Below are 22,387 nucleotides of genomic sequence, written 5' to 3' on the forward strand. Positions count from 1 at the left end.
GCTTGGCAGGATGGGCGCATGTCGTTGACGTTGCATGTTGCGCCCGTTGTCCTGTCGATGGTCGACGCGGAGCCCATTCGCGACGGTGCCGTGCTCGTGGAGGACGAGCGCATCGTCGCGGTGGGGCCGCGGGCCGAGTTGGTCGCGGAGGGGGCGCGGGAGCGGGTCTGGCGCGGTGTGCTCACGCCGGGTCTGGTGAACGCGCACGCGCACCTCCAGTACACCGACTTCGGTGATCTCGCGCTGTCCGGGCTGGCGTTCCCGGAGTGGATCAGGCTGCTGACCGAGCGGCGGGGCGACTTCTCCGAGGTGATGTGGCAGGAGAGTGCCCGCCGAGGGGTGCACCACATGTTGCGCTCGGGGACCACGGCGGCGGCGGATGTGGTCACCGACCCGTGCGTGCTGGTGCCGGTGGGCCGGTCCGGCCTGCGCGGGATCAGCTATGTCGAGGTGATCGCGGACGACGCGATGTGGGAGGGCGGGCGCCGCGAGGCGTTCCTCGACACGCTGCGCGGGGCGAGCGGCGGGCGCGCGTTGGGCGTGTCGCCGCACACCCCCTTCACGGTCGGGACGGCCGTATTCGCGGAGTGCGTGAAGATCGCCCGCGAGCGCGGACTGCGGCTGCACCCGCACCTGGCGGAGACCTCGCACGAGGTGGAGTTCGTCCGGCACGGCACCGGCCGGTTCGCCGAGGCGAACCGCGCGATGGGGCTGGCCCTGGAACTGCTCGACGGCGGCAGCGGTGGCAGCCCCGCGACCTACCTGGACGGCTTCGCCGGGCTGGGGCCGGACGTGCACGTCGCGCACGGCGTGCACTTGGGGGCGCAGGACCGGGCGCTGCTGCGCGGGCACGGTACGGCCGTCGCCCTGTGCGTGCGCTCCAACGCGATCCTGGCGGCGGGCGAGGCGCCGGTGGCGGACTACCTGAGCGAGGGCTCGCCGCTGGCCCTGGGCACCGATTCGCTGGCCTCATCGCCGTCCCTGGACATGTGGGAGGAGGCGGCGGCGGCCCGCGAGGTCGCGGTGCGGCAGGGATACCGCGCGGACGACCTGGACCGGCGCATGGTCGAGGCGGTCACGGTCGGCGGCGCGGCGGCGATGGGCGGCCTGGACGGGGCGGGCACGCTGCGCCCGGGCGGCCTCGCCGACCTCGCGGTGTTCGACGTGCCGACCGAGGGCGACCCGTACGCGGCCCTGCTCGCCCACGGCACCGGCTCGTGCGTGGCCACCGTGCTCGGTGGCCGACTCGTGCACCGCCGCTGACGGGCGGCCCGAGAGGCGCGGGCCCGAGAGGCGGCGACGCGGGATCGTTCGGGGTGCGATCAGGCATGGCCGGCCGAACCGGGGGCAGGCGCCCGGTCGACAAGACAGGGTTTCCCGACCACTTCCGACACGGGCGCCGCCCGTGCGGAACGAGGAGGCACACCATGTCCGTTGGTACTCGAATCCGGTCCCTCGTCCATGCCGTGGCCCCGCACCGCAGGCGCCGCCGCACCGGTCGTGGTCGCGGCGGCGGCGTCGGTGTCGGCGTGCGCATCGGCCGGCTCGGCGGCGGGGTCAAGGTCGGCCGGCGCCGAGCCGGCTCCCGTGCCGGGCGTCGCTGAGCGCCGGGCAGCGGGTACAAGGCCACCGGGCGGGTCGCACGCTCCACGCGACCCGCCCGGTGCGTTGCCCGCCCCCTGACCCGGGCTCGGCCCCGGCCGCGAGATGATGGCCGGGTGACCCGAGCCTCCCTGGACAAACAACCGCGTGAAGTCGCGTCGATGTTCGACGCGGTCGCGGCGCGCTACGACCTGACCAACACCGTGCTGTCGATGGGCCAGGACCGGTCCTGGCGCAAAGCCGTCGCGCGGGCCGTGGACGCGCGCCCGGGTGAGCGCGTCCTCGACCTGGCGGCCGGCACCGGCACCTCCTCGCTGCCCTTCCGGGACGCGGGCGCGGAGGTGGTCCCGTGCGACTTCTCGGTGGGCATGCTGCGCGAGGGCAAGCGCCGGCACCCCGAACTGCCGTTCACCGCGGGTGACGCGACCCGGCTGCCGTTCCGGGACGCCACGTTCGACGCGGTGACCATCTCCTTCGGGCTGCGCAACGTCAACGACACCGAGGGCGCGCTGCGCGAGATGTTGCGGGTGACCCGGCCGGGCGGGCGCCTGGTGGTCTGCGAGTTCAGCCGACCCACGTGGCCGCCGTTCGAGACGGTCTACGTGGAATACCTGATGCGCGCGCTGCCGTCGGTGGCCACCGCCGTGAGCAGCAACCCGGACGCGTACGTCTATCTGGCCGAATCCATCCGCGCCTGGCCCGACCAGGCCGGACTGGCCGCGATCGTGCGCCGGGCCGGCTGGGAGCGGGCGGCGTGGCGCAACCTCACCGGCGGCGTGGTCGCGCTGCACCGGGGCTTTCGACCCGCCACCGGATGACCGCGGGCCGGTCCCCGGCCCGCTGCTCATAGACTTGTCCGGCCGGAACCGTCCCGGTTTCGGCACTGCCGCAGAGACTTCCAGGGGAGTCGTCCGTGACCGACGCAGCGCCCGTCACAACCACCAAGCGCGCCGACTCGACGCATGAGGCCGACGTCATCGTGGTCGGGGCCGGTCCGGCCGGATCGACCACGGCGTATCACCTGGCCAAGTCCGGCGTGAGCGTGATCCTGCTGGAGAAGACCGCGTTCCCCCGGGAGAAGGTCTGCGGCGACGGGCTCACCCCGCGCGCGGTCAAGCAGTTGATCGCGATGGGCGTGGACACCTCGGTCGAGGCCGGGTGGCTGCCCAACAAGGGGCTGCGCATCCTCGGCGGCGGCATGCGGCTCGAACTGGACTGGCCGGACCTGGCCAGCTTCCCGGCGCACGGACTGGTCCGCAAGCGGGCCGACTTCGACGAGATCCTGGCCCGCCAGGCGGCGGCGGCGGGCGCGAAGCTGTACGAGCGCGCCAACGTCACCGGCCCGATCCTGGACGAGCGCACCGGCCGCATCGTCGGCGTCAACGCGCGGATGAACGGCTCGAAGGAGGAGACCGTCTTCCGCGCGCCGATCGTGGTCGCCGCCGACGGCAACTCGACCCGGCTCTCCCTCGCGATGGGCCTGCACCGGCGCGAGGACCGCCCGATGGGCGTCGCGGTCCGCACCTACTTCACCTCCCCGCGCAGCGACGACGACTACCTGGAGTCGTGGCTGGAGCTGTGGGACCGCCGCGACGGCCAGGAGAAGCTGCTGCCCGGCTACGGCTGGGTGTTCGGCATGGGCGACGGCACCTCGAACGTGGGCCTGGGCCTGCTCAACACCTCGGCGGCGTTCAAGGACATCGACTACCGCGACCTGCTCAAGGGCTGGGTCTCGGGCATGCCCGAGGACTGGGGCTACACCGACGAGAACCAGCAGGGTCCGATCCGCGGCGCGGCGCTGCCGATGGGCTTCAACCGCCAACCGCACTACACCAAGGGCCTGTTGCTGGTCGGCGACGCGGGCGGGATGGTCAACCCGTTCAACGGCGAGGGCATCGCGTACGCGATGGAGTCCGGCGAGATCGCGGCCCAGGTGATCACCCAGGCGGTGGCCCGGCTCACCCCCGAGGGCCGCGAGCGGGCGCTGCACGACTACCCGCGCATCCTCAAGCAGACCTACGGCGGCTACTACACGCTCGGCCGGGTCTTCGTGAAGCTGATCGGCGACCCGAGGGTGATGAACTTCGCCACCAAGCACGGTTTGCCGCACCCGATGCTGATGAAGTTCGTCCTGAAGATGCTGGCCAACCTGACCGACCCCAGGGGCGGCGACGCGATGGACCGCATCATCAACGGCATGGCCCGCATCGCCCCGGCCGCGTAGCCGCGCGAGGCCCCGCCGGCCCGACCTCGGGCGGGCGGGGCCACCGTTGCACTCAGCCGCGCAACGAGGCGGTGAGCGCCGCCCACGAGGCCGCGCCGATTATCAGGTGACCGGCACTTGGGTTCTTGGAGTCGCGGACGGGAACGATTCCCGGGAAATCATCGACCACCTCGACACAGGCACCTTGAGCATCATTGGTGTAGCTCGACTTACGCCAGGCAAAGGTGTCCAGGTCGGGGGTCGTCATTCCTCGTACTCCTTGATCACCGCGCGAATCAGAATGGCCGACTCCCTGGGGGACAGGGCGTAGGCGCTCACCCGATCGTAGGCCCGGCGTCGCGCAAGTACGACGTCCGGATCCTCAAGGATTTGACCGCTGGCACTGCCTTCCACGTAGACGAGCGACGTACTGTCTTGAAGCTCGATGACGATCTGCGTCGCCTCGCTCAGGCTCTGTTCGCCACGGTTGAAGGGCAATACCTGCAGGGTGCCGTGTTCGTGGTCCATCATCGGCAAGAGCGCGGCGAGTTGCGCCACCATGACCGCCGGTCCGCCGACCCATCGTCGTAGAACCGATTCGTCCAGGATCGCTGCGAAGTGGGGGTTCGGGGATTGGTCGAAGATTGTGCGTCTGCCGATCCGAGCATCCACTCGATCCTCGATTTCGTCCTCCGTCGCCCCTCGGTCGGCCTCACGGAAGACTGTTCGCGCGTAGGCCGGGGTTTGCAGGAGCCCGGGAATCCGGAAACCTGCCCATTCGCGCAACGCTTCGGCCTTGCGCTCCAGATTCATGTAGTCCAAGAACTGATCAGGGAACCGCACATTGCGCAACATCTCGAACAGCGCAGTGAACAGGCCATTCGTGCCGAACGCCGCGTCGAGCTTGGGGCACAACTCTTCAGGCACTCGGCTGTCGCCCGTCTCGAACCGCGACATCGACGACTTGCTGTAGCCCACGATGTCGGCCAGTTCGGTTACGGACAGCCCGGCGCGTGAGCGGTGCTCCCTGATTTGCGCCGCCATGCGCTGCCGTGGCGATCCCTCGGTCGGATTGCTCGGATGCTCCTGGAATCGCACGTATGTTCCCCTGATTTGTCCCAATTGAACTCGCAACGGGAGGTCACTCCAAAGGTTAGGGACGCCGGCCGATGCTGTCAGGGAGTGGCCGAAAAACGACTGACGGCAACGAAAGGCAAGAGGCGTGCCCATGACCGTGGCAAGACAACAACCACCCACCGAAGCCGACTTGCGGCTCCGCATGGCCGGCGGTGAAGTGCGGGTGCGGGATGCCCGGAGTCGGTATGTGGGGACGCTCTACCGTGTGGCCGGCAGCTACGTCGTGGCGCTCACCGCCAACTCCCAGGCGACCTACACCATCCCGCTCGCGCACCTCGAAGTGGTGGACGACGAGGCCGGCTCGCTCATGCCCACCGCGCCCGAACCGGCGAAGCCGGAGGCGGCCCGGCCCGGCCGGATCGTGGCGGCCCAACCTCTCGTGGACGAGCCGCGTCGAACCCGGGCGCAGCACCTGTTCCGCGACGGGTCGATCACGTGGCGCATGCCGCCCGACGACATGGCCCCCAGCCGACCGCCCACCCCCAGCCGACCGCCCACCCCCTGATCGGCCGCACCGCCCCCACTGGCCTGGCCGGCGGTGCGGCCCCGCCACCCGACGCCTCCCGAGGCGGCCGGGCGAAGCCGACCGGCACGGACCACTCCCCGTGCCGGTCGGCCACGAAGCGACAACCATCCACCCCACCCAGGAAAGGGACACCCCGCCATGCCCGAAGCCGCCGAGATCAGCCAAAAGGTCAAGCACCGGGACGCCCGTCTGCGACCGACCCACCCTCCCGGCGTGATCGAGCACATCGACGCGGCCACCGCCCGGGTGCGCGTCCAGCCCTTCGACCCGGCCCGCCCCGCGTGGACCGCCGACATCACCGCCGTGGAGCCGGACGACGCCGTCTGGTTCCCGACCGACGGAGCACCACCCGCCAAGACCGCCCCGTTCCCGATCCCTCCCGGCGCCCGGGCCCCACGCGTCTACGGCTGCTACCGCCGCTGACCCCACCGTGGTCCGCATCTACGGAACCTGAGCACGCGCGAGGCGGCCCTGTACTCGCGACACACGAGGGAATCGGGGCTCACACCGATCCGCACGTCACGTCTCGCCGGTCCTTGTGCCAGGTCTGCGACGAGCCGCACCCGTACGGGTCCAGACATACGCGGGCCATGCCCCTGTCCAGGTCGCCGCGCTGCGACGTCGTGAGTTGGCTACGTACCGTCTCGCAGTCGTGCGAGTACCTCAGCCTGTACGACACTCGGATCCTCCCCCATGATGACGCGGTCGCCCGCCTCCCTGGTGATCGCCTCCACGCGGTCGTGCTCGCGCTCGGTGGCCTCGTCGATTTCCGGTCGCGTTCGGCGCGACCAGCGGTTCATGATCAGGAGCATGTCCCGCGCGGGCGTGTCCTCGATCACCCTGGTGAACTCGTCGCGCCGATCGGCCGGAAGGGCTTCGCGGATGCTCGCGATCGTGGCCGGTGTCTCGATCCGTTCGCCGTCGACCACGGTCCAAAAGGTCCGTCCGTCGGGCTCCGGCCCGTCTTCGGGTTGCTCGTCCATGGACTTCCGTCGGTGTGTCATGACGTGACTACTTACAGTGTGCGTCCGGTCGCGCCGTTCTGTGAAGGGGCAGGTGAAATCGGCCATGCGAGAGAGCGGCGGTCGGGTTGCGGCGACGCGGTGGGCCGGGTGCGGGGCCCGGGCCGCACCGGGGCATACGGTTGGCGTTCGTCGGGTGAGTGGGTGTTCGAGTCGGAGGGTCGGTTCATGCGTGACATGCGGGACTTCATCGGTGGGCTGCCGAAGTGCGAGTTGCACCTGCACATCGAGGGGACGTTGGAGCCCGAGTTGAAGTTCGCGCTCGCCGAGCGCAACGGGATCGAATTGCCCTACGCCTCGGTCGAGGAGATGCGGGCGACATACCGGTTCGACAGCCTCGCCTCCTTCCTGACCGTCTACTACGACGGCATGCGGGTCCTGCTGCACGAGCCGGACTTCTACGACCTGGCGATGGCCTACCTGCGCAAGGCCGCCTCGCAGAACGTGCGTTACGTGGAGATGTTCTTCGACCCCCAGGCGCACACCGGCCGGGGTGTGCCGTTCGACGTGGTGGTGCGCGGGCTCACCCGGGCGATCGGGGACGCGCGGCGCGAACTGGGCATTCGGGCCCAGCTGATCATGTGCTTCCTGCGCGACTTCCAGGCCGAGTACGCGATGGCCACGCTCGTGCAGTCGCTTGCGTACCGCGAGTGGATCGTGGGGATCGGGCTGGACTCGGACGAGCGCGGCAACCCGCCGGCCAAGTTCGCCGCCGTCTACGCGCGCGCACGGGCCGAGGGCTACCGGTTGACGATGCACTGCGACGTCGACCAGGAGAACAGCGTCGAGCACATCCGGCAGGCCATCGAGGACATCGGCGTGGACCGCATCGACCACGGGTCGAACGCGCTGGAGGACCCGAAGCTGGTCGCCGCGATCAAGGAGCGCGGCCTCGGACTGACGGTGTGTCCGGTGTCGAACTCCTTCGTGGTCGACGGGATCAAGGGCGCGGAGATCCGGCGGATGCTGGACGAGGGCATCCTGGTCACGATCAACTCCGACGACCCCGCCTACATGGACGCGTACGTCCAGGAGAACCTGGAGCGCACCCAGGCGGACCTCGGCCTGACCGAGGCGGAGGTGGCCCGGTTCGAATACAACGCGTTCGCCATCGCGTGGCTGCCGGAGGACGTCAAGGACGCGTACGTCGCGGAGCTGGACGCGTGGGTGGCGGCGGGCTGAGTCGGGGAAAGGGCCGAACTCCCGTGATGGTCACGGGAGTTCGGATTACCGGTAGGTGCGGGTGATCAGGACAGCGGAGGGGTCCAGGTCTCCGGGGCCGCGCAGTCGCCGAAGGTCGCCGACGCGAGGATGCGGTGCAGGGTGTCCCTGGGCACCAGGTTGTTGTCGGTGGTCGTGATCTGGACTTCGCAGCCGTTCACCTTGGTGACCAGGATCGCGCCTTGCTGCGGTGGCAGCAGGCCGCCGCCGGGGGAGGTGAAGTACCAGGTGTCGTGTCCCGCGATCACCGTCGGCGGGCCGGTTCGGGCGACGATGTCCGTGCGCCCGCTGTCCGACGCCGAGACCTGGATGCGCAGGGCGCCGTACTCCGTCATGCCTCCCAGCTCGCTCCGCTTCAGCACGGGATGGGCCGCGGCGCCGAAGACCAGCACGGAGTTGGACTGGGCCGGGATGTGCGTGTTCGAGCCGCCGAAGTCGAGCCGGAGCGTGTCGGGGACGAAGCCGAGCCGGTAGGGGGTGCGGGCGTCGGTCGGCCGGAGTCGGACCGCCTCGGCCAATCGCAGCAGGTCCGTCCGCCGGTCGGTGCCGGAGACCACGACCCAGGACCCGGACGAGTCGCGCCACGCGACGACCGGCGCCCGCCTGTCCTGCCACGTGCCGCGGCCGGGCTTTCCGTCGGCGTCGAAGCGCACCGGTTTGGGAGCCCAGGAGTTTTGCGGACCCTCGTGATAGGCGGCCGGATCGATCAGGTAGTTCTCGGCATAGCGGGCCGGGTGCCCCTGCACGGTGATCGCCTCGCCGGCCTCGATCGCCGTCATGTCGACGTCGGCCGGCGCGTAGACGCCGACGTTGCCGCCCCAGCCGGTCCTGGATTGGTCGTTCGAGCGCACGCTCGCCAGCGAGGTGGTCCCCGAGAAGCCCTGCTCCAGGGGGAAGAACCCTTCCGTGCGGTCGACGTCCACGACCACGGCCGGGGGACTGGTCACGGAGACGCCGGGAGCCTTGCTCGCGGCGGGACCCGCCGCCCGACGTACCCCGTCGTCACCGAGGTGATCGAGGACCTGGGGGGTTATGGCGCCGAGCGCGACCACGGTGGCGACGCCGAGGCCGGTGACGGCGAGGCGTCGTCGGCGCACACGTCGGGCCCCCGCGTACGCGGCTTCGACCAGGCCCTCGCCGTCGGGTGCCAGGTGCTCGTGGCGGACGAGTGCCGCCTCCAGTTCGCGGATGTCGGTCATGCCGGTTCTCCCTGGGGGATCGGGGGGATTCGGGTCGGTGTCACGGTCATCTCCACACGCAGCGTCGCCAGGGCGCGGGACGCGTAGCCCCGGACGGTGCCGGGTCGGCAGCGCAGGGTCTCGGCGATCTCGTCGTCGGTGAGCCCCTCGTAGTAGCGCAGGACCAGCACGGCCCGTTGTCGGCGTGGCAGTTCGCTCAGCCGGCGCCACAACTCCTCGCCCGACCCGACGTCTGCGGCGGGGTCCGGCACGCTGGGCGCCGCCGGGCCGTCCAGCGCGTCATGGGTCAGCGCCACCATGCGTATCGCCTTGCGGCGGCGGAAGGACAGGAACTCATTGGTGACGATGGTGCGGACGTAGGCGTCGGGTCGATCGAGCGCGCCGATGCGTTTCCAGCGCACGAGTGCCTTGATCAGTGCCTCCTGCACGAGGTCCCGGGCCAACTCCCGGTCCCCGCACAACAACGCGGCATAGCGCAGCAGGGCCGGCAGCCGCGCCGCCGCGAAGTCCTCGAACCGCATGGTGCACGTCTCCTCGATCGGATCCCGCTCGGAAGCCTCTGTCCCTACAAACGCGAAGTCGAGCCGATCTGTTGTGCGGCGGGCGCGATCGGCCTCGGCAGCTACTGTGCATTGCGTGGTACCGTGCAACGCATAAGAGCTGGAGGCGTCATGGATCCGAGTCAATTGCTCAAGGGAGTGCTGGACCTCGCGGTGCTCGCCGTGCTGCGAGAGGAGGACGGCTACGGCTACGACGTGCTGCGCCGGCTGCGCAAGGCCGGTCTCGACGACGTCGGCGACGCGTCGGTCTACGGCACGCTGCGGCGGCTGTACAACGCCGGACTTCTCACGTCCTACGTGGTGGCGAGCGACGAAGGCCCGAACCGCAAGTACTACGCCCTGAACGAGCCCGGCCGGCAGCGGTTCCGGGAGTCCACCGACACGTGGAACTCGTTCGCCCGGACGATGTCGGAACTGGTGGGGGAGACCCGATGAAGGACACCGCACTGCACCCCGTCGCCGCTGACTACCGCGTCGAGGTGGCCCGCATTCTGGCCGATCTGCCCGCCGTCGAGGCGGAGGAGATCCTGGACGACGTCGAGGTCAATCTGAGCGAGGTGGTCGCCGAACTCGACGGCGCGGTGACCTCCGACGCGCTCCGCGCCCGGCTCGGCACCCCGCACGAGTACGCCGCCGAACTGCGCGCGGCGGCCGGGTATCCGCCGCTGACGCCGCCCGGCGGGGGTGGTCGGCTGCGCGGCGTCGGCAAGGTCGAACTCCTGATGCTGGGACTGCTGGTGGCGCTCGGCGCGGCGTTCGTGACCGGCGTCGCCCTGGGCTCGCAGCAGGACGGGCAGGAGCGCTGGTGGATCTTTCCGTGCGTGCTCGCACTGGCTGTGGAGGCGGTGAACGCGCTGTGGCTGCGCGGGCGCGAGCGCGGCCTGCCGGAGGTCGCCGCACTGTCGGTCACCCGTCGTGCGAGGGCCCTCGGGGAGTCCTTGCGCACCGGGCGCTTCGCCGAGCCGGCGCGGTTCCTGACCGGTCTGCGGTCCGCCTGGTGGGTGCTGCGGGCGCTGGTCGTGTCCCTGCTCGCCTGGGTGATCACGGGTGGGGTGTGGTGGCCGGTGGCGGTCGGAATCCTGGCCCTGGCCGGGTCGTTGTGGCTGGGCTCGCGCTCGGGACACGACCGCCGACTGGTCTGGCTGGCGGTGCCGCTCAACGCGATGGTGGTCGGGCTCGGGATCGGGATGGTGAGCGGGGGGCAGTTCGAGCCGGGCGAGACCGTGCGGTTCGAGCCCTCTGGGTCGAACTACCCTACGTTCTACAGCAGTTCGGACGGACACCCGCTGGAGAGCAGCACGCTGATGGGCACGTTGGACGGTAGGCCGCTGCAGAACATCTACCCGTTCGACGCGCAGGGACGGCCGCTCAAGGACGTCCTGCTGTTCGATCAGAACGGCAAGCAACTCGGTTTGTACAGCGGGTTGTCGAACTACGGATGCACGCCCGACGGCCGGCCGATGGTGCCGAACCGGGAGAGCCTGCCCTTCCCGCAACCGCGGGTCGAGCCGAACCGGGGCGCGCCGGGGTGCCGGATCGTGGAGGGCACGGCCCCGTTCACGATCGCGATCCCGGTCCGGCCGGGGCAGGTGCCGCCGGCGAGTACGCCGCCGTCGGCGGGGGTTCCGGGCAACCCGCCCGCGACGGTGCCGAATACGCCGCCGGGCACCGCGCCGGGTGCGGCTCCCGGTGCGGATCCTGGTGCGGATCCTGGTGCTACGCAGCAGCAGCAACCCCCGGCCGCGTCCCCGGGCGCACCCTCGACGCGCCCCGAGGGCGAGGCGCAGATGCCGGGCAACCCGCCCGGAACGTCGGGGAGTTGACGGCCCGGGTGGTCGGTCGAAGCCCGTTCGTCGGAGATCGGGACCGCCCGGTGTCCGACGAACGGCGAGAGCGCGACGGGGCGTCGGCGACGAGGCGACATGCGCCCGGCATGCCGCCGGCATGAGCCCGACAAGCGTGTTCACCGGGCGTCGAGTCGGTGTTGATCCGGGCATGGGAAAACAGCCGGATGACTTCAGCCCCGGCCGCCGCACGCCTGCTCGTGACGCATCAGTAAGGTCTCGTATCCATGCTGACGTTTCGTGTTCTGGGAGCGCTCGAAGCGTGGGACGGTGACCGGCGGGCCGACCTGCGCGGCCCTCGCCATCGGGCCGTTCTCGCTCGGCTCGTCCTGGCGCGCGGGCACGTCGTACCGGTCGACCGGCTGATCGAGGACCTGTGGCACGGTGAGTCGCCGCACCGCGCGCTCGGGTCCGTGCAGACCTTCGTGTCGCACCTGCGCCGTGCGCTCGAACCCGACCGCGCGCCGCGCACCCCGTCGACGGTGCTGGTCACCGCGCCGCCGGGGTACGCGTTCCGGGTCGGTACGGACGAGGTCGACGCGTGGCGGTTCGAGGCCCTGGTGCACCGGGCCGGCGGCCTGCTCGCGGCGGGGGCGGCAGAGGACGCGCTACGCGAGTTGACCGCGGCGCTCGACCTGTGGCGCGGGCCCGCGTACGCGCAGTTCGCCGACGAGCCGTGGGCCCGGCCCGAGGCGGCCCGGCTGGAGGAGTTGCGCCTGGTCGCGGTGGAGCGTCGGGCCGAGGCCGGCCTCGCCATCGGACAGGCGTCCGGGATCGTGCCCGGCCTGGAGGCGCACGCGGCGGCGCACCCGCTGCGGGAGCAGAGTTGGTGGTTGTTGGCGCTGGCGCTGTACCGGTGTGCCCGTCAGGGCGACGCGCTCGCGGTGTTGCGCCGGGTACGGGCGGCGCTGCGCGAGGAGTTGGGAGTCGAGCCCGGGTCGCGGTTGCAGCGCCTGGAGGCGGACATCCTGGCCCACTCCGCCGAGTTGGACGCGCCGGCGGCGGTGCCGACGTCGGCCGCCGCGCCGGGGGCGCCCGCCGTGTCCGGGACGCCCGCCGCATATCGGGAAGTCGCGGAGCCGGTACGGGATTTCGACGAGTCGGGGGAGGACGGGTTCGTGGCGCGCACGACCACGCTGATCGGTAGGGCCGAGGAGACGGCCGACCTGCTGAACGCGGCGAAGCGCGCCGACGGGCGGCTCGCGGTGGCGCTGGTCAGCGGTGATCCGGGCGAGGGCAAGACCGCGTTGACCGAGCATGTCCGGGAGCTGCTGGCCGCCGAGGGATGGCGGGCGGCGTGGGGACGCTGCCCCGAATCGGGCGGCGCGCCCGCCGGATGGCCGTGGACCCAGATGTTGCGCACCCTGGCCGCGGTGAGCCCGCCGGACGAGGACACCGCGCGGGTGTTGGCGCCGCTGCTCGCCGACTCGTACAGCCCGGTGGGCGATCAGGCCGCGGCCAAGCTGATGTTGCATCACGCGGTGGTGCGCTATCTGGCCCGGGCCACCGCGGAGACGCCGTGGCTGCTGGTCCTGGACGACGTGCACCGCGCCGACGAGGAGACGCTGGCGCTGCTGTGCCACCTGGCCACCGACCGGGACGCGACCGGTCGGGTGCTGCTCGTGGTCACCTATCGGCACAACGAGGTGGGCGACCTGCTCGCCGACGCGCTGGCCCGGCTGGCGCGCTGCGGTCCGGAACGTGTCGAACTCACCGGCCTGGCCCCGGAGGCGGTGGGCGACCTGGTCCGCGGCGCGGTCTCGGCGGCGATCGACGAGGACACCGTACGGGCCATCGTGGACCGCACCGCGGGCAACCCGTTCTACGTCCTGGAGACGGCCCGGGTGCTGGCCGCGGAGGGCACGCACGCGGCGGTGTCCGAGGTGCCGGTCGGGGTGCGGGACGTGATCCGCCGGCATGTCGCCGGATTGCCCAAGGCCGCGCAGGAGGTGCTCAAGCAGGCGTGTGTGCTCGGCCGGGACATCGACGTCGACATCCTGCTCGCGCAGAGCGGCACGGACGAGGACACGGTGCTCGACGCGGTCGAGTCGGCGCTGCTGACCGGACTGCTCGTGGAGCCCGACGCGGGCCAACTGCGGTTCACCCACGCGCTGGTACGGGACACCCTGTACGAGGACCTGTCCCAGCTGCGCCGGGCCCGGATGCACGCACGCACGGCCGAGGCGATCGAGGCGGTACGGCCCCGGGACGTCTCCGCGCTGGCGCACCACTACCTGGCCTCGGCCTCGCGCGCGACGGCGGCGAAGGCCGCCCACTACGCCCGCCTCGCCGCCCTGGACGCGGAGATCCACTTCGCCTACCGGGAAGCCGCCGAGTTGTGGCGCGGCGCGCTGGCGGCCTTCGACCGCTCCGGCGCCGCCGACGACGCGGCCCGCAGCGAACTGGAGGCCGGCGTGACCCGTTCCCTCGCCCAGTCCGGCGACCACGGCCACGACTGACCGCCGGGAGCGGGCCCGAGGCCCCGGCGCGGGAGGGCCTCGGTCAGGTGCGCAGGGCCGGGTACAGGACTTCCGGGTCTGCGGACAGGGCGGCCTTGGCGTCCCGGCTGTAGTGGTCCACCAGGACCTCGTACGTGCCGGCCTCGACCGCGTCCAGGGTCTGCCCGGCGACGTCCTCCGGGGCGATCTTGGGCAGCGGGACGGCGGCGGCCATGTCGGTGTCGATGAAGCCCGCGTGCACTCCGACCACGAGGGTGCCCTGCGCCGCGAGGTCCAGGCGGAGCGCGTTGGTGAGCGACCAGGCGGCGGCCTTGGAGGCGCTGTACGAGCCGACCTGGGGCAGGGTCATGAAGGACAGCACCGAGAGCACGTTCACCAGCGCGCCGCCGCCGTTGCGGGCCAACACGGGGGCGAAGGCCCGGCTCATGGACAGCGTGCCGAAGTAGTTGGTCTCCATCTCGGCGCGGGCCGGGTCCGAGGTCCCGGCGCCCAGGAACGACGCGGAGCCGGACACGCCCGCGTTGTTGACCAGCAGGGTGACGTCGTCGAGCCGGCGGGCGACGGCGGCGACCTGCTCGGGGTCGGTGATGTCGAGTTCGATGGGGACGACCCCGGGGTCGGTGACGGTGCTCGGGTCGCGGGCGCCGGCGTATACGGTGCGGGCGCCGCGGGCGACCAGGGCGCGGGTGAAGGCGCGGCCGAGGCCGCGGTTGGCGCCGGTGACGAGGGCTACGGAGCCGGGGATCTGCATGGACGGCTGCTTTCGGGAGGAGCTTCGGGGGAGGGATGCGCCCGGTGGGGGCGGCGGTCGGGCCGGCCGGGTGGCGGCGGTCGGCCCGACCCGGGCCCGGGACCGGGGGTGGCCGGCTCGGGCCGGCGCGTGGCGGGCGGTGGCTCAGCTCAGCCGCTCGATGATGGTCACGTTGGCCATGCCGCCGCCCTCGCACATGGTCTGGAGGCCGTAGCGGCCATCGATCCGCTCCAACTCGTTGAGCAGCGTGGCCAAGAGCTTGGTGCCGCTCGCGCCGAGTGGGTGGCCGAGCGCGATGGCGCCGCCGTTGACGTTGACCCGCTCCGGATCCGCGCCGGTGGCCTGCTGCCAGGCCAGTACGACCGATGCGAACGCCTCGTTGATCTCGACCCGGTCGATGTCCTCCAGGGTCAGTCCGGTGCGCTCCAGGGCGCGGGCGGTGGCCGGGATCGGGCCGGTGAGCATCAGCACCGGGTCGTCGCCGAGCACGGTGAGGTGGTGGATCCGGGCCCGGGGGCGCAACCCGTGTACCCGCAGGGCACGTTCGGAGACCACCAGGGCGGCCGAGGCGCCGTCGGAGACCTGACTGGCCAGCGCGGCGGTGATCCGGCCGCCGGGGCGCAGCGTCGGCAGTGAGCGGATCTTGGCCGGGTCCGGCTCGCGCGGGCCCTCGTCGCGGGTGACCTCGCCGTAGGGAACGATCTCGTTGGTGAAGCGGCCCTCGCGCTGGGCCCGCAGCGCGCGTTCGTGCGAGGTGACGGCGAACGCCTCCATGTCCTCGCGGGTCAGGCCCCAGCGCTCGGCGATCAGTTCGGCCGCGCGGAACTGGCTGATCTCCTGGTCGCCGTAGCGCTCGTGCCAGCCCCGCGCGCCCTCGTACGGGGTCGCGAAGCCGTACTCGCGGCCGGCCCGCAGCGAGGCGGACAGCGGTACGGCGCTCATGTTCTGCACGCCGCCGGCGATCACCACGTCGGCGGTGCCGCTGAGCACGGCCTGGGCGGCGAAGTGCACCGCCTGCTGCGAGGAGCCGCACTGGCGGTCGATGGTGGTGCCCGGGACGCTCGTCGGCAGGCCCGCGGAGAGCCACGAGGTGCGGGCGATGTTGCCGGCCTGCGGGCCGATCACGTCGAGACAGCCGAAGATCACGTCGTCGACGGCGGCCGGGTCGATGCCGGTGCCGTCGACGAGGCTGCGCAGGATGTGCGCACCCAGGTCGGCGGGATGCGCCTTGGCCAGGCCCCCGCCGCGCTTGCCCACGGGAGTTCGGATGGCGTCGACGAGGTACGCCTCGTTACTCATGGCAGTCGCCTTTCGACCGTGTGGGTTGGAAAATCCAACTCGCTTCTTGGTCAACGTAGCGTCCGTGAGTTGGGGATGGCAACCTTGGGGGCGTGGTCGTCAACGCCGATTCCTCCGGCTCCTCCGATTCTTTGAACGCCTCGAATGCCTCGAATGCCTCGAACGCCTCCTCCACCGACTCCGCCGACTCCGGTCGGGTGCGCGAGGGGGCGGTGGCGGGTGCTCCCGCGCCCTCCCGCGCCGCCCGGGCGCCGGTCGGCCGGCCCTGCTCGGTCGCTTCGACGCTCGGCGTGGTCGGCGAGAAGTGGGCGCTGCCGGCCATCCGCGAAATGGGCTTCGGCAACCACCGCTTCGACGCGATCGCGCGCAACACGGGGGCACCCAGGGACATCCTGACCACCCGGCTGCGCGCCCTCGAGGCGGCCGGGGTCCTGGAGCGGCGGCGCTACCAGGACCGGCCGCCGCGCTTCGAGTACCACCTGACCGCCCGGGGCCGCGACCTCGCGCCGGTGCTGCAGACCCTCGCGGCGTGGGGCGACCGGTGGCTGACCGACGAGCCGCCGGTGGACTTCCGGCACGGGGACCACGCGCTCGACCTCGCGCTGATGTGTCGCGGGTGCGGCGAGGAGGTGGCGCCGGGCAGCCTGCACATCCACGTGCGGGCGCCGGGATGGGACGTTGCGGGGCCGGTGGAGTGAGGACGCGGTTCCGGTGGCTTGACCCTGACACCGTGTGAGGCCGTGCACTGGGAGGCGTCATGTTCACCATCGGAGACTTCGCCCGGCACGGCAACGTGTCCGTCCGCATGTTGCGGCACTACGACGCCATCGGCCTGCTGCGCCCCGACCGGGTCGACCCGGTCAGCGGCTACCGCTTCTATCGCGCCGAGCAACTCGCCCGGCTCAACCGGGTGATCGCGCTGAAGGACCTCGGCTTCACCCTCCAGCAGGTCCGGAGCATCCTGGACGAGCAGGTGAGCGCCGGTGAGCTGCGCGGCATGTTGCGGCTGCGCCGGGCCGAGCTCGCCGCGGCGGTGGCGGCGGACGGCCGGCGGTTGGCCCAGGTCGAGGCGAGGCTCCGCACCATCGAGGCGGAGGGCCGGATGGCCGACGACGACATCGTGCTCAAGCGCATCCCCGGGGTCCGGGTGGCCGTACTGACCGCGACCACCCCGGTCGATGCCGACGGGCCGCGCGACATCGGGCCGATCATCGGTCCGCTGTACGACGAACTGTGCCGCCGGATGGCCGCCGCCGGGGTGGCGCCGACCGGGCCGGGCATCGCCTACTACGAGGTCTCGCCCGACCGGGACGACACGATCGTCATCAACGCCGGAATCACGGTCGCGGCCGACCCGCGCCCCGAACACGACTTCGCGATCGTGGACCTGCCGCCGATTGAGCAGGCCGCCACCTTCGTGCATCGGGGCTCGATGGACGACGTGATGACCGGCGTACAGGCCCTGGCCCACTGGATCGACGCCAACGGCCATCGCTCGCTCGGCTACCCGCGCGAGGTCAACCTGGAGTGCCCACCGGACCCGAGCCAGTGGGTGACCGAACTCCAGGAACCGGTCGCGCGGGCCTGAGCGCGGGCAGCCGCTCACGTCACCGCCGGGACCGATACCGCCCGGACCCCGGTCGGCCGGCGCGGACACCGCCGTCGTTCGCGTGTCCTCCCCGCTCGACCGCCCGCCACAGCGAGGCCCACTGACCCGCCGTCACATCCTTGGGCAGCGCGAGGGGGGAGATCCGGGCCCCGACGAGCCAGTCACGCACCGCGGCACCGGACAACCGGCCCGTGCGATCCAGGATTTCGCGCAGCCCGCGCCCCGGGCCGGTGAACACGTGGCGGACGAACTCCTGGTACGGCTCCCGCGCCCCGACGACCAGCGGCCTACTCCGGCGCGACATCGACAACAGCCCGCCGTCCACCGACGGCATCGGCCGAAACGCCCGAGCCGGGACACGCGCGTGCACCTCGAAGTCGAACCACGGCCACCACGCCGCCGTGAGCATCGAGGCCCCGCCCACACCCGCCCGGCGCCGGGCCACCTCCCACTGCACCAGCAACACCGCGGATTGCCAGTGCCCGGTGTCGAGCAGCCGCCGCAACACCGAAGTCGTCAAGTGGAAGGGCAGGTTGCCCGCCACGGTGAAGGGCCGATCGGGAAACCGGTACCGCAACACGTCGCCCGCCACGATCCGGACGTGCCCGGGCACACGACGGGCCAGCCGCCGAGCGCGCCGCGGATCGAGCTCGACCGCGGTGAGCGGCCGACCGGTGCGGCTCAGCGGGAGGGTGAGGGCACCGTCACCGGGCCCGATCTCCACGACCGGCCCGGACGTACGCCCGACCAGGTCCGTGAAGAGGTCGATCACCGCGGGATCGACGAGGAAGTTCTGACCGAGCTCATGGCGTCCGCCATGAGTGGGGTAGGGCACGAGAAGGCTCCGCAAGGCAGTTCGGAGCCGGGCAGCCCGAAACGGCCGCACCGGCAGGGACCCGAAGTGCGGCGGAACCGGAAGAGAGAAAGCCTCGGCCCGCCGCTAGTGGCGGCGAGTCCTCGTGAATGCGGCGGCGAACATGCCTACCACCCTAGCCGGGGTCGGTCGGCCGGCTCATCCCGGTTTTCGGCGCGGCCGATCGCCGGTGGCGGCGGCGAGCCGGGTCAGTCGAGTCGCAGCGCGGCCAGGAATTCGGGCCAGGCGTGGTGGGGCAGGCGCAGGTGGGCCTGCGTAGGGCGCTTGCTGTCGCGGATCGTGAGGTGGGCGGCGCGCGGGGCCACTTCCACGCAGTCGCCCTGGTGTCCCGAGTGGGTGGACTTGCGCCATGCGTCGGGGGCGACGGGGGCTTCGGGGGTGTCGTTCACAGGGATCGCATCCTTGCCGAGATGAGCGTTCTGGACTCGTCGGTGGAGAGGGCGTTGGCGAACAGGTAGTCGAGGTGGCGGCGATAGCGGCGCAGGTCGCGATCCTCCTCCTTGACCAGCATGCCGCCGTGGTATTCGACGAACAGCACGCTGGGCGCGTGCGGGCCGGAGAAATCGAACATGGTCAGGCCGCCGTTGTAGGCGTTCGCGGTGGAACTCGTCGGTATCACGTGGATGTCGATGTTGGGCAATTCACCGAGTTCGAGGAGATGGGCGAGTTGGCGGGTGAGTACGCCACGACCGCCGATCTCGCATTGCAGGGCGCCGTCGGCGAGCACGGAGCGGAACCTGGCCGGATTCTGCCCGGTGAGCACCCGCTGGCGTCGCATCCGGATCTCCACGAGCGCGTCGGCGCGTTCGGGGTCGGGGATCATCGGCCCGGAGCCGATCACCGCCGCCGCGTAGTCGCGGGTCTGGAGCAGGCCGAGGATCATCCCGGCGTTGGCGGCCCGGATCTCCGTGGCCTGCGACTCCAGCGCGATCAGTTCCTCGTAGGCGGCGTCGAGTACGTCCGAGTAGGCGACCCACCAGCGCGGCCCGCGCGTCTCGATCAGGAGCGCTTCGAGGCGTTCGACATCGGTCGCGCACACCCCGTATATGCCGCAGAGGCGATGCAGATCGTGTCGGGACACCGCGACCTTCGCGGTCTCGATGCGGCTGATCTTGGATTGATCCCAGCCACAGGAATCGGCCACCTCCTCGCCGGACAGACCCGACGCCGTGCGGAGCAGCCGAAGTTCCATACCCAATCGGCGTCTTGCGTGGCTGCGCATCTGGGTCCTCCAGGAGTGGCTTCGTCCGGGATTGTGCTCCGGGTCTGAATGGAACGCGACCGGTATTGGTCGGCGTCACCCGAAAGAGTTATTTATGTCGAAGTACTTGGTTGCATTTATGCGGCGCGGCGATGCTCGGTGTGGGCCGCCTTCTTCTTTCTTCCCGGTGAGTACGGGTGTCCCAGCGGCGGCCAACATCGGATTGGGGAGAAGACATGCCTGCCACCCGGATTCACGCGCCGGCCGATCGGGCCGGCCATCACATGTTGGCCTCCGTCGCCGAACTCCGCTGTGTCGGTACGGCCGAAGTGGTACGACACGTGCGCAACTTCGTACACGAGTGCGCGATCGGGGCGGGCGCCTCGGCCGACACGGCGCAGACCACGAAGCTGCTGGCGAGCGAACTGGTGTCCAACGCGGTCCGGCACACGCCGGATGGCACCGTGGTCCGGGTCGAACTGCTGCACGACGTGCCCTGCGGGCAGTTGGTGGTCGGCGTCGAGGACGGCGGGGCGGCCATCCCGGCGGCCCCGCGCCGACGCCGCCCGTCCTGGGACGCGGAGTCGGGGCGGGGCATCCCGCTGATGACGAGCCTGGCCAACGAATGCGGCGTGACGCCGCTTCCCGACGGCAAGCGGGTGTGGTTCGCGTTGGCGATGAGTTGACAAAGGGTGGGCGTCGGGCGAGTGCCTCGTTTCGGGGAGCGGCCTGGGACACCCCCGCCCGAAGGGCCCGCCGGGTGTCAGCGGCGGGTTTCGATCCTCAGGTCGCCGGTGGTCACGGTGCGGATGTGGTCGCCGGCGAGTAGGTCGTGCGGGAAGCCGAGCGCGATCGTGCTCACCTCGTCGAGGCGGGCCAGGTGGGCGGCGGTGAAGTCGACCTCCAGAGCGCCCAGGTTGTCCGCCAGTTGGGCCGCCGTGCGGGCGCCGATGATCGGTGCGGTCACGTGCGGGTGGCGCAGGGTCCAGGCCAGGGCGATTTGGGCGGGTGCGCGGTCCAGCTCGGTGGCGATCTCCTTCACGACGTCGGCGATGGCGAGGTGGCGTTCGGTGAGCGTGCCCAGGGCGAGGTTCCGGCGGGTGCCGTCGCCGACGGCGGCCGGCGTCGCGGTCAGGTCGTCGCGGCCGTACTTGCCGGTGAGCACTCCGCCGGCCAGCGGCGAATACGGGACCACCCCCAGCCCCATCTCGCGTGCCATGGGGAGCAGGTCACGTTCCCCCGTGCGCTCGATCAGGTTGAACTCGATCTGTAGCGCGACCAGCGGCGACCAGCCGCGCAGGTCGGCGATCGCCTGCATGCGCGAGACCTGCCAGGCCGGGGCGTTGGAGATGCCGACGTAGAGGACCTTGCCCTGGCGGACCAGATCGTCCAGGCCGCGCAGGATCTCGTCGACCGGCGTACGGAAATCCCACACGTGCAGGTAGAGCAGATCGATGTAGTCGGTGTTCAGCTGCCGCAGGCTCGTTTCCACGGACGCGAACAGGTTCTTCCGGTGTGCGCCGTTGGCGTTCGGGTCGCCGGGGCTGCGCAGCGTCGAGTACTTCGTCGCCAGAACCAGGCTCTCGCGCCTGTCGCGGATGAATTCGCCCAGCAGGCGGTGGGAACTGCCGTCGGTGTAGGTGTCGGCGGTGTCGATGAAGTTGCCGCCGCGCTCGACGTAGGTGTCGAACAGCCGGCGCGCCTCGTCCCGCTCGGATCCCCAGCCCCAATCGGTACCGAAGGTCGCCGCGCCCAGCGCCAGGGGTGAGACCCGCAGCCCGGAGCGGCCCATCAGCCGGTAGGTGTCGAGGGTGAGTGTGCTTGTCATCGTGTCCTCCTGTGAGCGTGATCCGGCGTGATTCGTTGCCGGGGATCAGCCTGTGACCGCCGCGCACAGGGGGTAAGGGAGAGGGCATCCTGGGAACGCCGATCCCACGCTGGTTGTTGGCCCGGACATGACGACTGGCACGGACATGACGTCCACCCGCATCGTGGACACGGCACAGGAGTTGGCCGCGTTCCTGCGCGCCAGGCGGGAGCGGCTGGACCCGCACGACCTCGGCCTGCCGGCGCGTCGGCAGCCCCGACGGACCCCCGGGCTGCGTCGCGAGGAGGTCGCCGAGCTGGCCGGGGTCAGCGTGGACTACGTCGTACGGCTGGAACAGGGTCGCGGGATGCGGCCCTCGGCCGACGTGGTGGAGGCACTGGCCAGGGCACTGCGGCTGGCCCCGGTGGAGCGGGCCTACCTCTTCGACCTGGCCCGCCGACGCCCCGACACGGCCGACGAGCCGGCGACGGGCGCCGCGCCGTTGTTGGCCGGGTTGGTGGCCGATCTGTCGCCGTTGCCGGCCATGCTGATGAACCACCGCTACGACGTGCTGGCCTGGAATCGGGAGGCGACCAGGCTGCTGATCGATTTCGCCGCCCTCCCGCCGGCGCGGCGCAACGCGATGTGGTTGTGCCTGATGCATCCGGTGGTACGGGAGTTGTACGTCGATCGGGACCGCGTGGTGCGCGAGGGGGTCGCCCACCTGCGCGCGGCGTGGGCCGCACATCCGGAGGATCGCGCGTTGACCGCCCTCATCGCGGAATTGCACGCGGGGGAAGCGGAGTTCGCGCGCTTGTGGGCCGAACGGGACATCGGGATCAACGGCCGCGGGCACAAAGTGCTGCGCCACCCGGAGGCCGGCACGCTCACCATGCACTTCGAGGTACTGGCGCCGCTTCAGGACCCGAACCAGCGCCTGCTCATCTTCCGAGCCGCGGACGACGAGAGCAGGACGGCCCTGGCCCGGCTGTGCGCGTGAGCCTCGGGCGGCGTCCGGCGCTGTCGTCAGGAGGCGAGCGCGACGGCCTGGAGCACGACCGCGCCGCCGAGGA

At 71.4% G+C, this 22,387-nt stretch carries 24 protein-coding genes; 13 read left to right on the plus strand and 11 right to left on the minus strand.

What is annotated here, in order from left to right:
* The first annotated feature begins 18 nt into the window (after positions 1 to 18).
* The 3 genes from ACH4XV_RS06260 to ACH4XV_RS06270 all read left to right on the plus strand — a co-directional run bounded on the left by ACH4XV_RS06260 (position 19) and on the right by ACH4XV_RS06270 (position 3,826).
* Positions 19 to 1,263, plus strand: a complete 1,245-nt coding sequence (locus ACH4XV_RS06260) for an amidohydrolase family protein (RefSeq protein ID WP_395787137.1) — start codon at positions 19 to 21, stop codon at positions 1,261 to 1,263.
* Between the two features lie 455 nt (positions 1,264 to 1,718).
* On the plus strand, positions 1,719 to 2,420 hold the full coding sequence (locus tag ACH4XV_RS06265) for a demethylmenaquinone methyltransferase (RefSeq protein ID WP_395787139.1): 702 nt from the start codon (positions 1,719 to 1,721) through the stop codon (positions 2,418 to 2,420).
* A 95-nt stretch (positions 2,421 to 2,515) separates the two neighbouring features.
* Complete coding sequence (locus ACH4XV_RS06270) at positions 2,516 to 3,826, plus strand: geranylgeranyl reductase family protein (protein ID WP_380014205.1); 1,311 nt, start codon at positions 2,516 to 2,518, stop codon at positions 3,824 to 3,826.
* A gap of 52 nt (positions 3,827 to 3,878) precedes the next feature.
* On the opposite strand, the gene ACH4XV_RS06275 is transcribed toward ACH4XV_RS06270, so the two are convergent.
* A complete protein-coding gene (locus ACH4XV_RS06275; protein ID WP_395787141.1) occupies positions 3,879 to 4,073 on the minus strand; it encodes a DUF397 domain-containing protein in 195 nt (64 codons plus the stop codon).
* On the minus strand, positions 4,070 to 4,903 hold the full coding sequence (locus ACH4XV_RS06280; protein WP_395787143.1) for a helix-turn-helix domain-containing protein: 834 nt from the start codon (positions 4,901 to 4,903) through the stop codon (positions 4,070 to 4,072). The genes ACH4XV_RS06275 and ACH4XV_RS06280 overlap by 4 nt, the downstream gene beginning before the upstream one ends.
* A gap of 130 nt (positions 4,904 to 5,033) precedes the next feature.
* On the opposite strand from ACH4XV_RS06280, the gene ACH4XV_RS06285 reads away from it, so the two are divergent.
* On the plus strand, positions 5,034 to 5,447 hold the full coding sequence (locus ACH4XV_RS06285; protein ID WP_395787145.1) for a hypothetical protein: 414 nt from the start codon (positions 5,034 to 5,036) through the stop codon (positions 5,445 to 5,447).
* Between the two features lie 159 nt (positions 5,448 to 5,606).
* Positions 5,607 to 5,891 (plus strand): hypothetical protein, encoded by a 285-nt coding sequence (locus ACH4XV_RS06290; RefSeq protein WP_395787147.1) that lies wholly within the window; start codon positions 5,607 to 5,609, stop codon positions 5,889 to 5,891.
* A 209-nt stretch (positions 5,892 to 6,100) separates the two neighbouring features.
* On the opposite strand, the gene ACH4XV_RS06295 is transcribed toward ACH4XV_RS06290, so the two are convergent.
* Positions 6,101 to 6,472 (minus strand): hypothetical protein, encoded by a 372-nt coding sequence (locus ACH4XV_RS06295; RefSeq protein WP_395787149.1) that lies wholly within the window; start codon positions 6,470 to 6,472, stop codon positions 6,101 to 6,103.
* Between the two features lie 186 nt (positions 6,473 to 6,658).
* Here ACH4XV_RS06295 and add point away from each other — a divergent pair, with 186 nt between their 5' ends.
* Positions 6,659 to 7,672 (plus strand): adenosine deaminase, encoded by a 1,014-nt coding sequence (gene add / locus ACH4XV_RS06300; RefSeq protein ID WP_395787150.1) that lies wholly within the window; start codon positions 6,659 to 6,661, stop codon positions 7,670 to 7,672.
* 65 nt (positions 7,673 to 7,737) lie between these two features.
* On the opposite strand, the gene ACH4XV_RS06305 is transcribed toward add, so the two are convergent.
* Both ACH4XV_RS06305 and ACH4XV_RS06310 read right to left on the minus strand, forming a co-directional pair.
* Positions 7,738 to 8,910: a hypothetical protein gene (locus ACH4XV_RS06305; protein WP_395787152.1), complete on the minus strand. Its 1,173-nt coding sequence runs from the start codon at positions 8,908 to 8,910 to the stop codon at positions 7,738 to 7,740.
* The gene (locus ACH4XV_RS06310; protein WP_395787154.1) at positions 8,907 to 9,431 is read right to left on the minus strand and encodes a SigE family RNA polymerase sigma factor; all 525 of its coding nucleotides are present in this window, start codon (positions 9,429 to 9,431) and stop codon (positions 8,907 to 8,909) included. The genes ACH4XV_RS06305 and ACH4XV_RS06310 overlap by 4 nt, the downstream gene beginning before the upstream one ends.
* Before the next feature lie 150 nt (positions 9,432 to 9,581).
* Between ACH4XV_RS06310 and ACH4XV_RS06315 the strand changes: the two genes are divergently transcribed.
* From ACH4XV_RS06315 to ACH4XV_RS06325, 3 genes are all read left to right on the plus strand, one after another.
* Positions 9,582 to 9,905 carry a PadR family transcriptional regulator gene (locus ACH4XV_RS06315; RefSeq protein WP_078975830.1) on the plus strand — a complete coding sequence of 108 codons (324 nt, stop codon included), beginning with the start codon at positions 9,582 to 9,584 and terminating at the stop codon, positions 9,903 to 9,905.
* Positions 9,902 to 11,293 carry an HAAS signaling domain-containing protein gene (locus ACH4XV_RS06320; protein ID WP_395787156.1) on the plus strand — a complete coding sequence of 464 codons (1,392 nt, stop codon included), beginning with the start codon at positions 9,902 to 9,904 and terminating at the stop codon, positions 11,291 to 11,293. The genes ACH4XV_RS06315 and ACH4XV_RS06320 overlap by 4 nt, the downstream gene beginning before the upstream one ends.
* A 248-nt stretch (positions 11,294 to 11,541) precedes the next feature.
* Complete coding sequence (locus tag ACH4XV_RS06325; RefSeq protein ID WP_395787158.1) at positions 11,542 to 13,773, plus strand: BTAD domain-containing putative transcriptional regulator; 2,232 nt, start codon at positions 11,542 to 11,544, stop codon at positions 13,771 to 13,773.
* 43 nt (positions 13,774 to 13,816) lie between these two features.
* Here ACH4XV_RS06325 and ACH4XV_RS06330 read toward each other — a convergent pair whose 3' ends face one another.
* Together ACH4XV_RS06330 and ACH4XV_RS06335 are read right to left on the minus strand one after the other, a co-directional pair.
* Positions 13,817 to 14,524, minus strand: a complete 708-nt coding sequence (locus tag ACH4XV_RS06330) for an SDR family oxidoreductase (RefSeq protein ID WP_395787160.1) — start codon at positions 14,522 to 14,524, stop codon at positions 13,817 to 13,819.
* A 144-nt stretch (positions 14,525 to 14,668) separates the two neighbouring features.
* A complete protein-coding gene (locus ACH4XV_RS06335; RefSeq protein ID WP_395787162.1) occupies positions 14,669 to 15,823 on the minus strand; it encodes an acetyl-CoA C-acetyltransferase in 1,155 nt (384 codons plus the stop codon).
* 92 nt (positions 15,824 to 15,915) lie between these two features.
* Between ACH4XV_RS06335 and ACH4XV_RS06340 the strand changes: the two genes are divergently transcribed.
* Positions 15,916 to 16,521 carry a winged helix-turn-helix transcriptional regulator gene (locus ACH4XV_RS06340; protein WP_395787163.1) on the plus strand — a complete coding sequence of 202 codons (606 nt, stop codon included), beginning with the start codon at positions 15,916 to 15,918 and terminating at the stop codon, positions 16,519 to 16,521.
* Positions 16,522 to 16,580: 59 nt separating this feature from the next.
* Positions 16,581 to 17,411, plus strand: a complete 831-nt coding sequence (locus ACH4XV_RS06345) for a MerR family transcriptional regulator (protein WP_395787165.1) — start codon at positions 16,581 to 16,583, stop codon at positions 17,409 to 17,411.
* 19 nt (positions 17,412 to 17,430) lie between these two features.
* Here ACH4XV_RS06345 and erm read toward each other — a convergent pair whose 3' ends face one another.
* From erm to ACH4XV_RS06360, 3 genes are all read right to left on the minus strand, one after another.
* On the minus strand, positions 17,431 to 18,267 hold the full coding sequence (gene erm / locus ACH4XV_RS06350) for a 23S ribosomal RNA methyltransferase Erm (protein WP_395787166.1): 837 nt from the start codon (positions 18,265 to 18,267) through the stop codon (positions 17,431 to 17,433).
* Positions 18,268 to 18,494: 227 nt separating this feature from the next.
* Positions 18,495 to 18,695: a DUF397 domain-containing protein gene (locus tag ACH4XV_RS06355; protein ID WP_395787168.1), complete on the minus strand. Its 201-nt coding sequence runs from the start codon at positions 18,693 to 18,695 to the stop codon at positions 18,495 to 18,497.
* A complete protein-coding gene (locus ACH4XV_RS06360) occupies positions 18,692 to 19,528 on the minus strand; it encodes a helix-turn-helix domain-containing protein (RefSeq protein ID WP_395787169.1) in 837 nt (278 codons plus the stop codon). Before ACH4XV_RS06360 ends, ACH4XV_RS06355 begins: the two co-directional genes overlap by 4 nt.
* 215 nt (positions 19,529 to 19,743) lie before the next feature.
* Here ACH4XV_RS06360 and ACH4XV_RS06365 point away from each other — a divergent pair, with 215 nt between their 5' ends.
* Complete coding sequence (locus tag ACH4XV_RS06365; protein WP_395787170.1) at positions 19,744 to 20,193, plus strand: ATP-binding protein; 450 nt, start codon at positions 19,744 to 19,746, stop codon at positions 20,191 to 20,193.
* 77 nt (positions 20,194 to 20,270) lie between these two features.
* Here the strand turns inward: ACH4XV_RS06365 and ACH4XV_RS06370 are convergent, their stop codons facing one another.
* A complete protein-coding gene (locus ACH4XV_RS06370) occupies positions 20,271 to 21,335 on the minus strand; it encodes an aldo/keto reductase (RefSeq protein WP_395787172.1) in 1,065 nt (354 codons plus the stop codon).
* A gap of 127 nt (positions 21,336 to 21,462) precedes the next feature.
* On the opposite strand from ACH4XV_RS06370, the gene ACH4XV_RS06375 reads away from it, so the two are divergent.
* Entirely contained in the window at positions 21,463 to 22,314 is an 852-nt protein-coding gene (locus tag ACH4XV_RS06375; protein ID WP_395787173.1) for a helix-turn-helix transcriptional regulator, read from the plus strand.
* Positions 22,315 to 22,387 lie beyond the last annotated feature (73 nt).

Origin of the sequence: Embleya sp. NPDC020630, from assembly GCF_044334985.1 — a bacterium.
GTDB lineage: Bacteria > Actinomycetota > Actinomycetes > Streptomycetales > Streptomycetaceae > Embleya.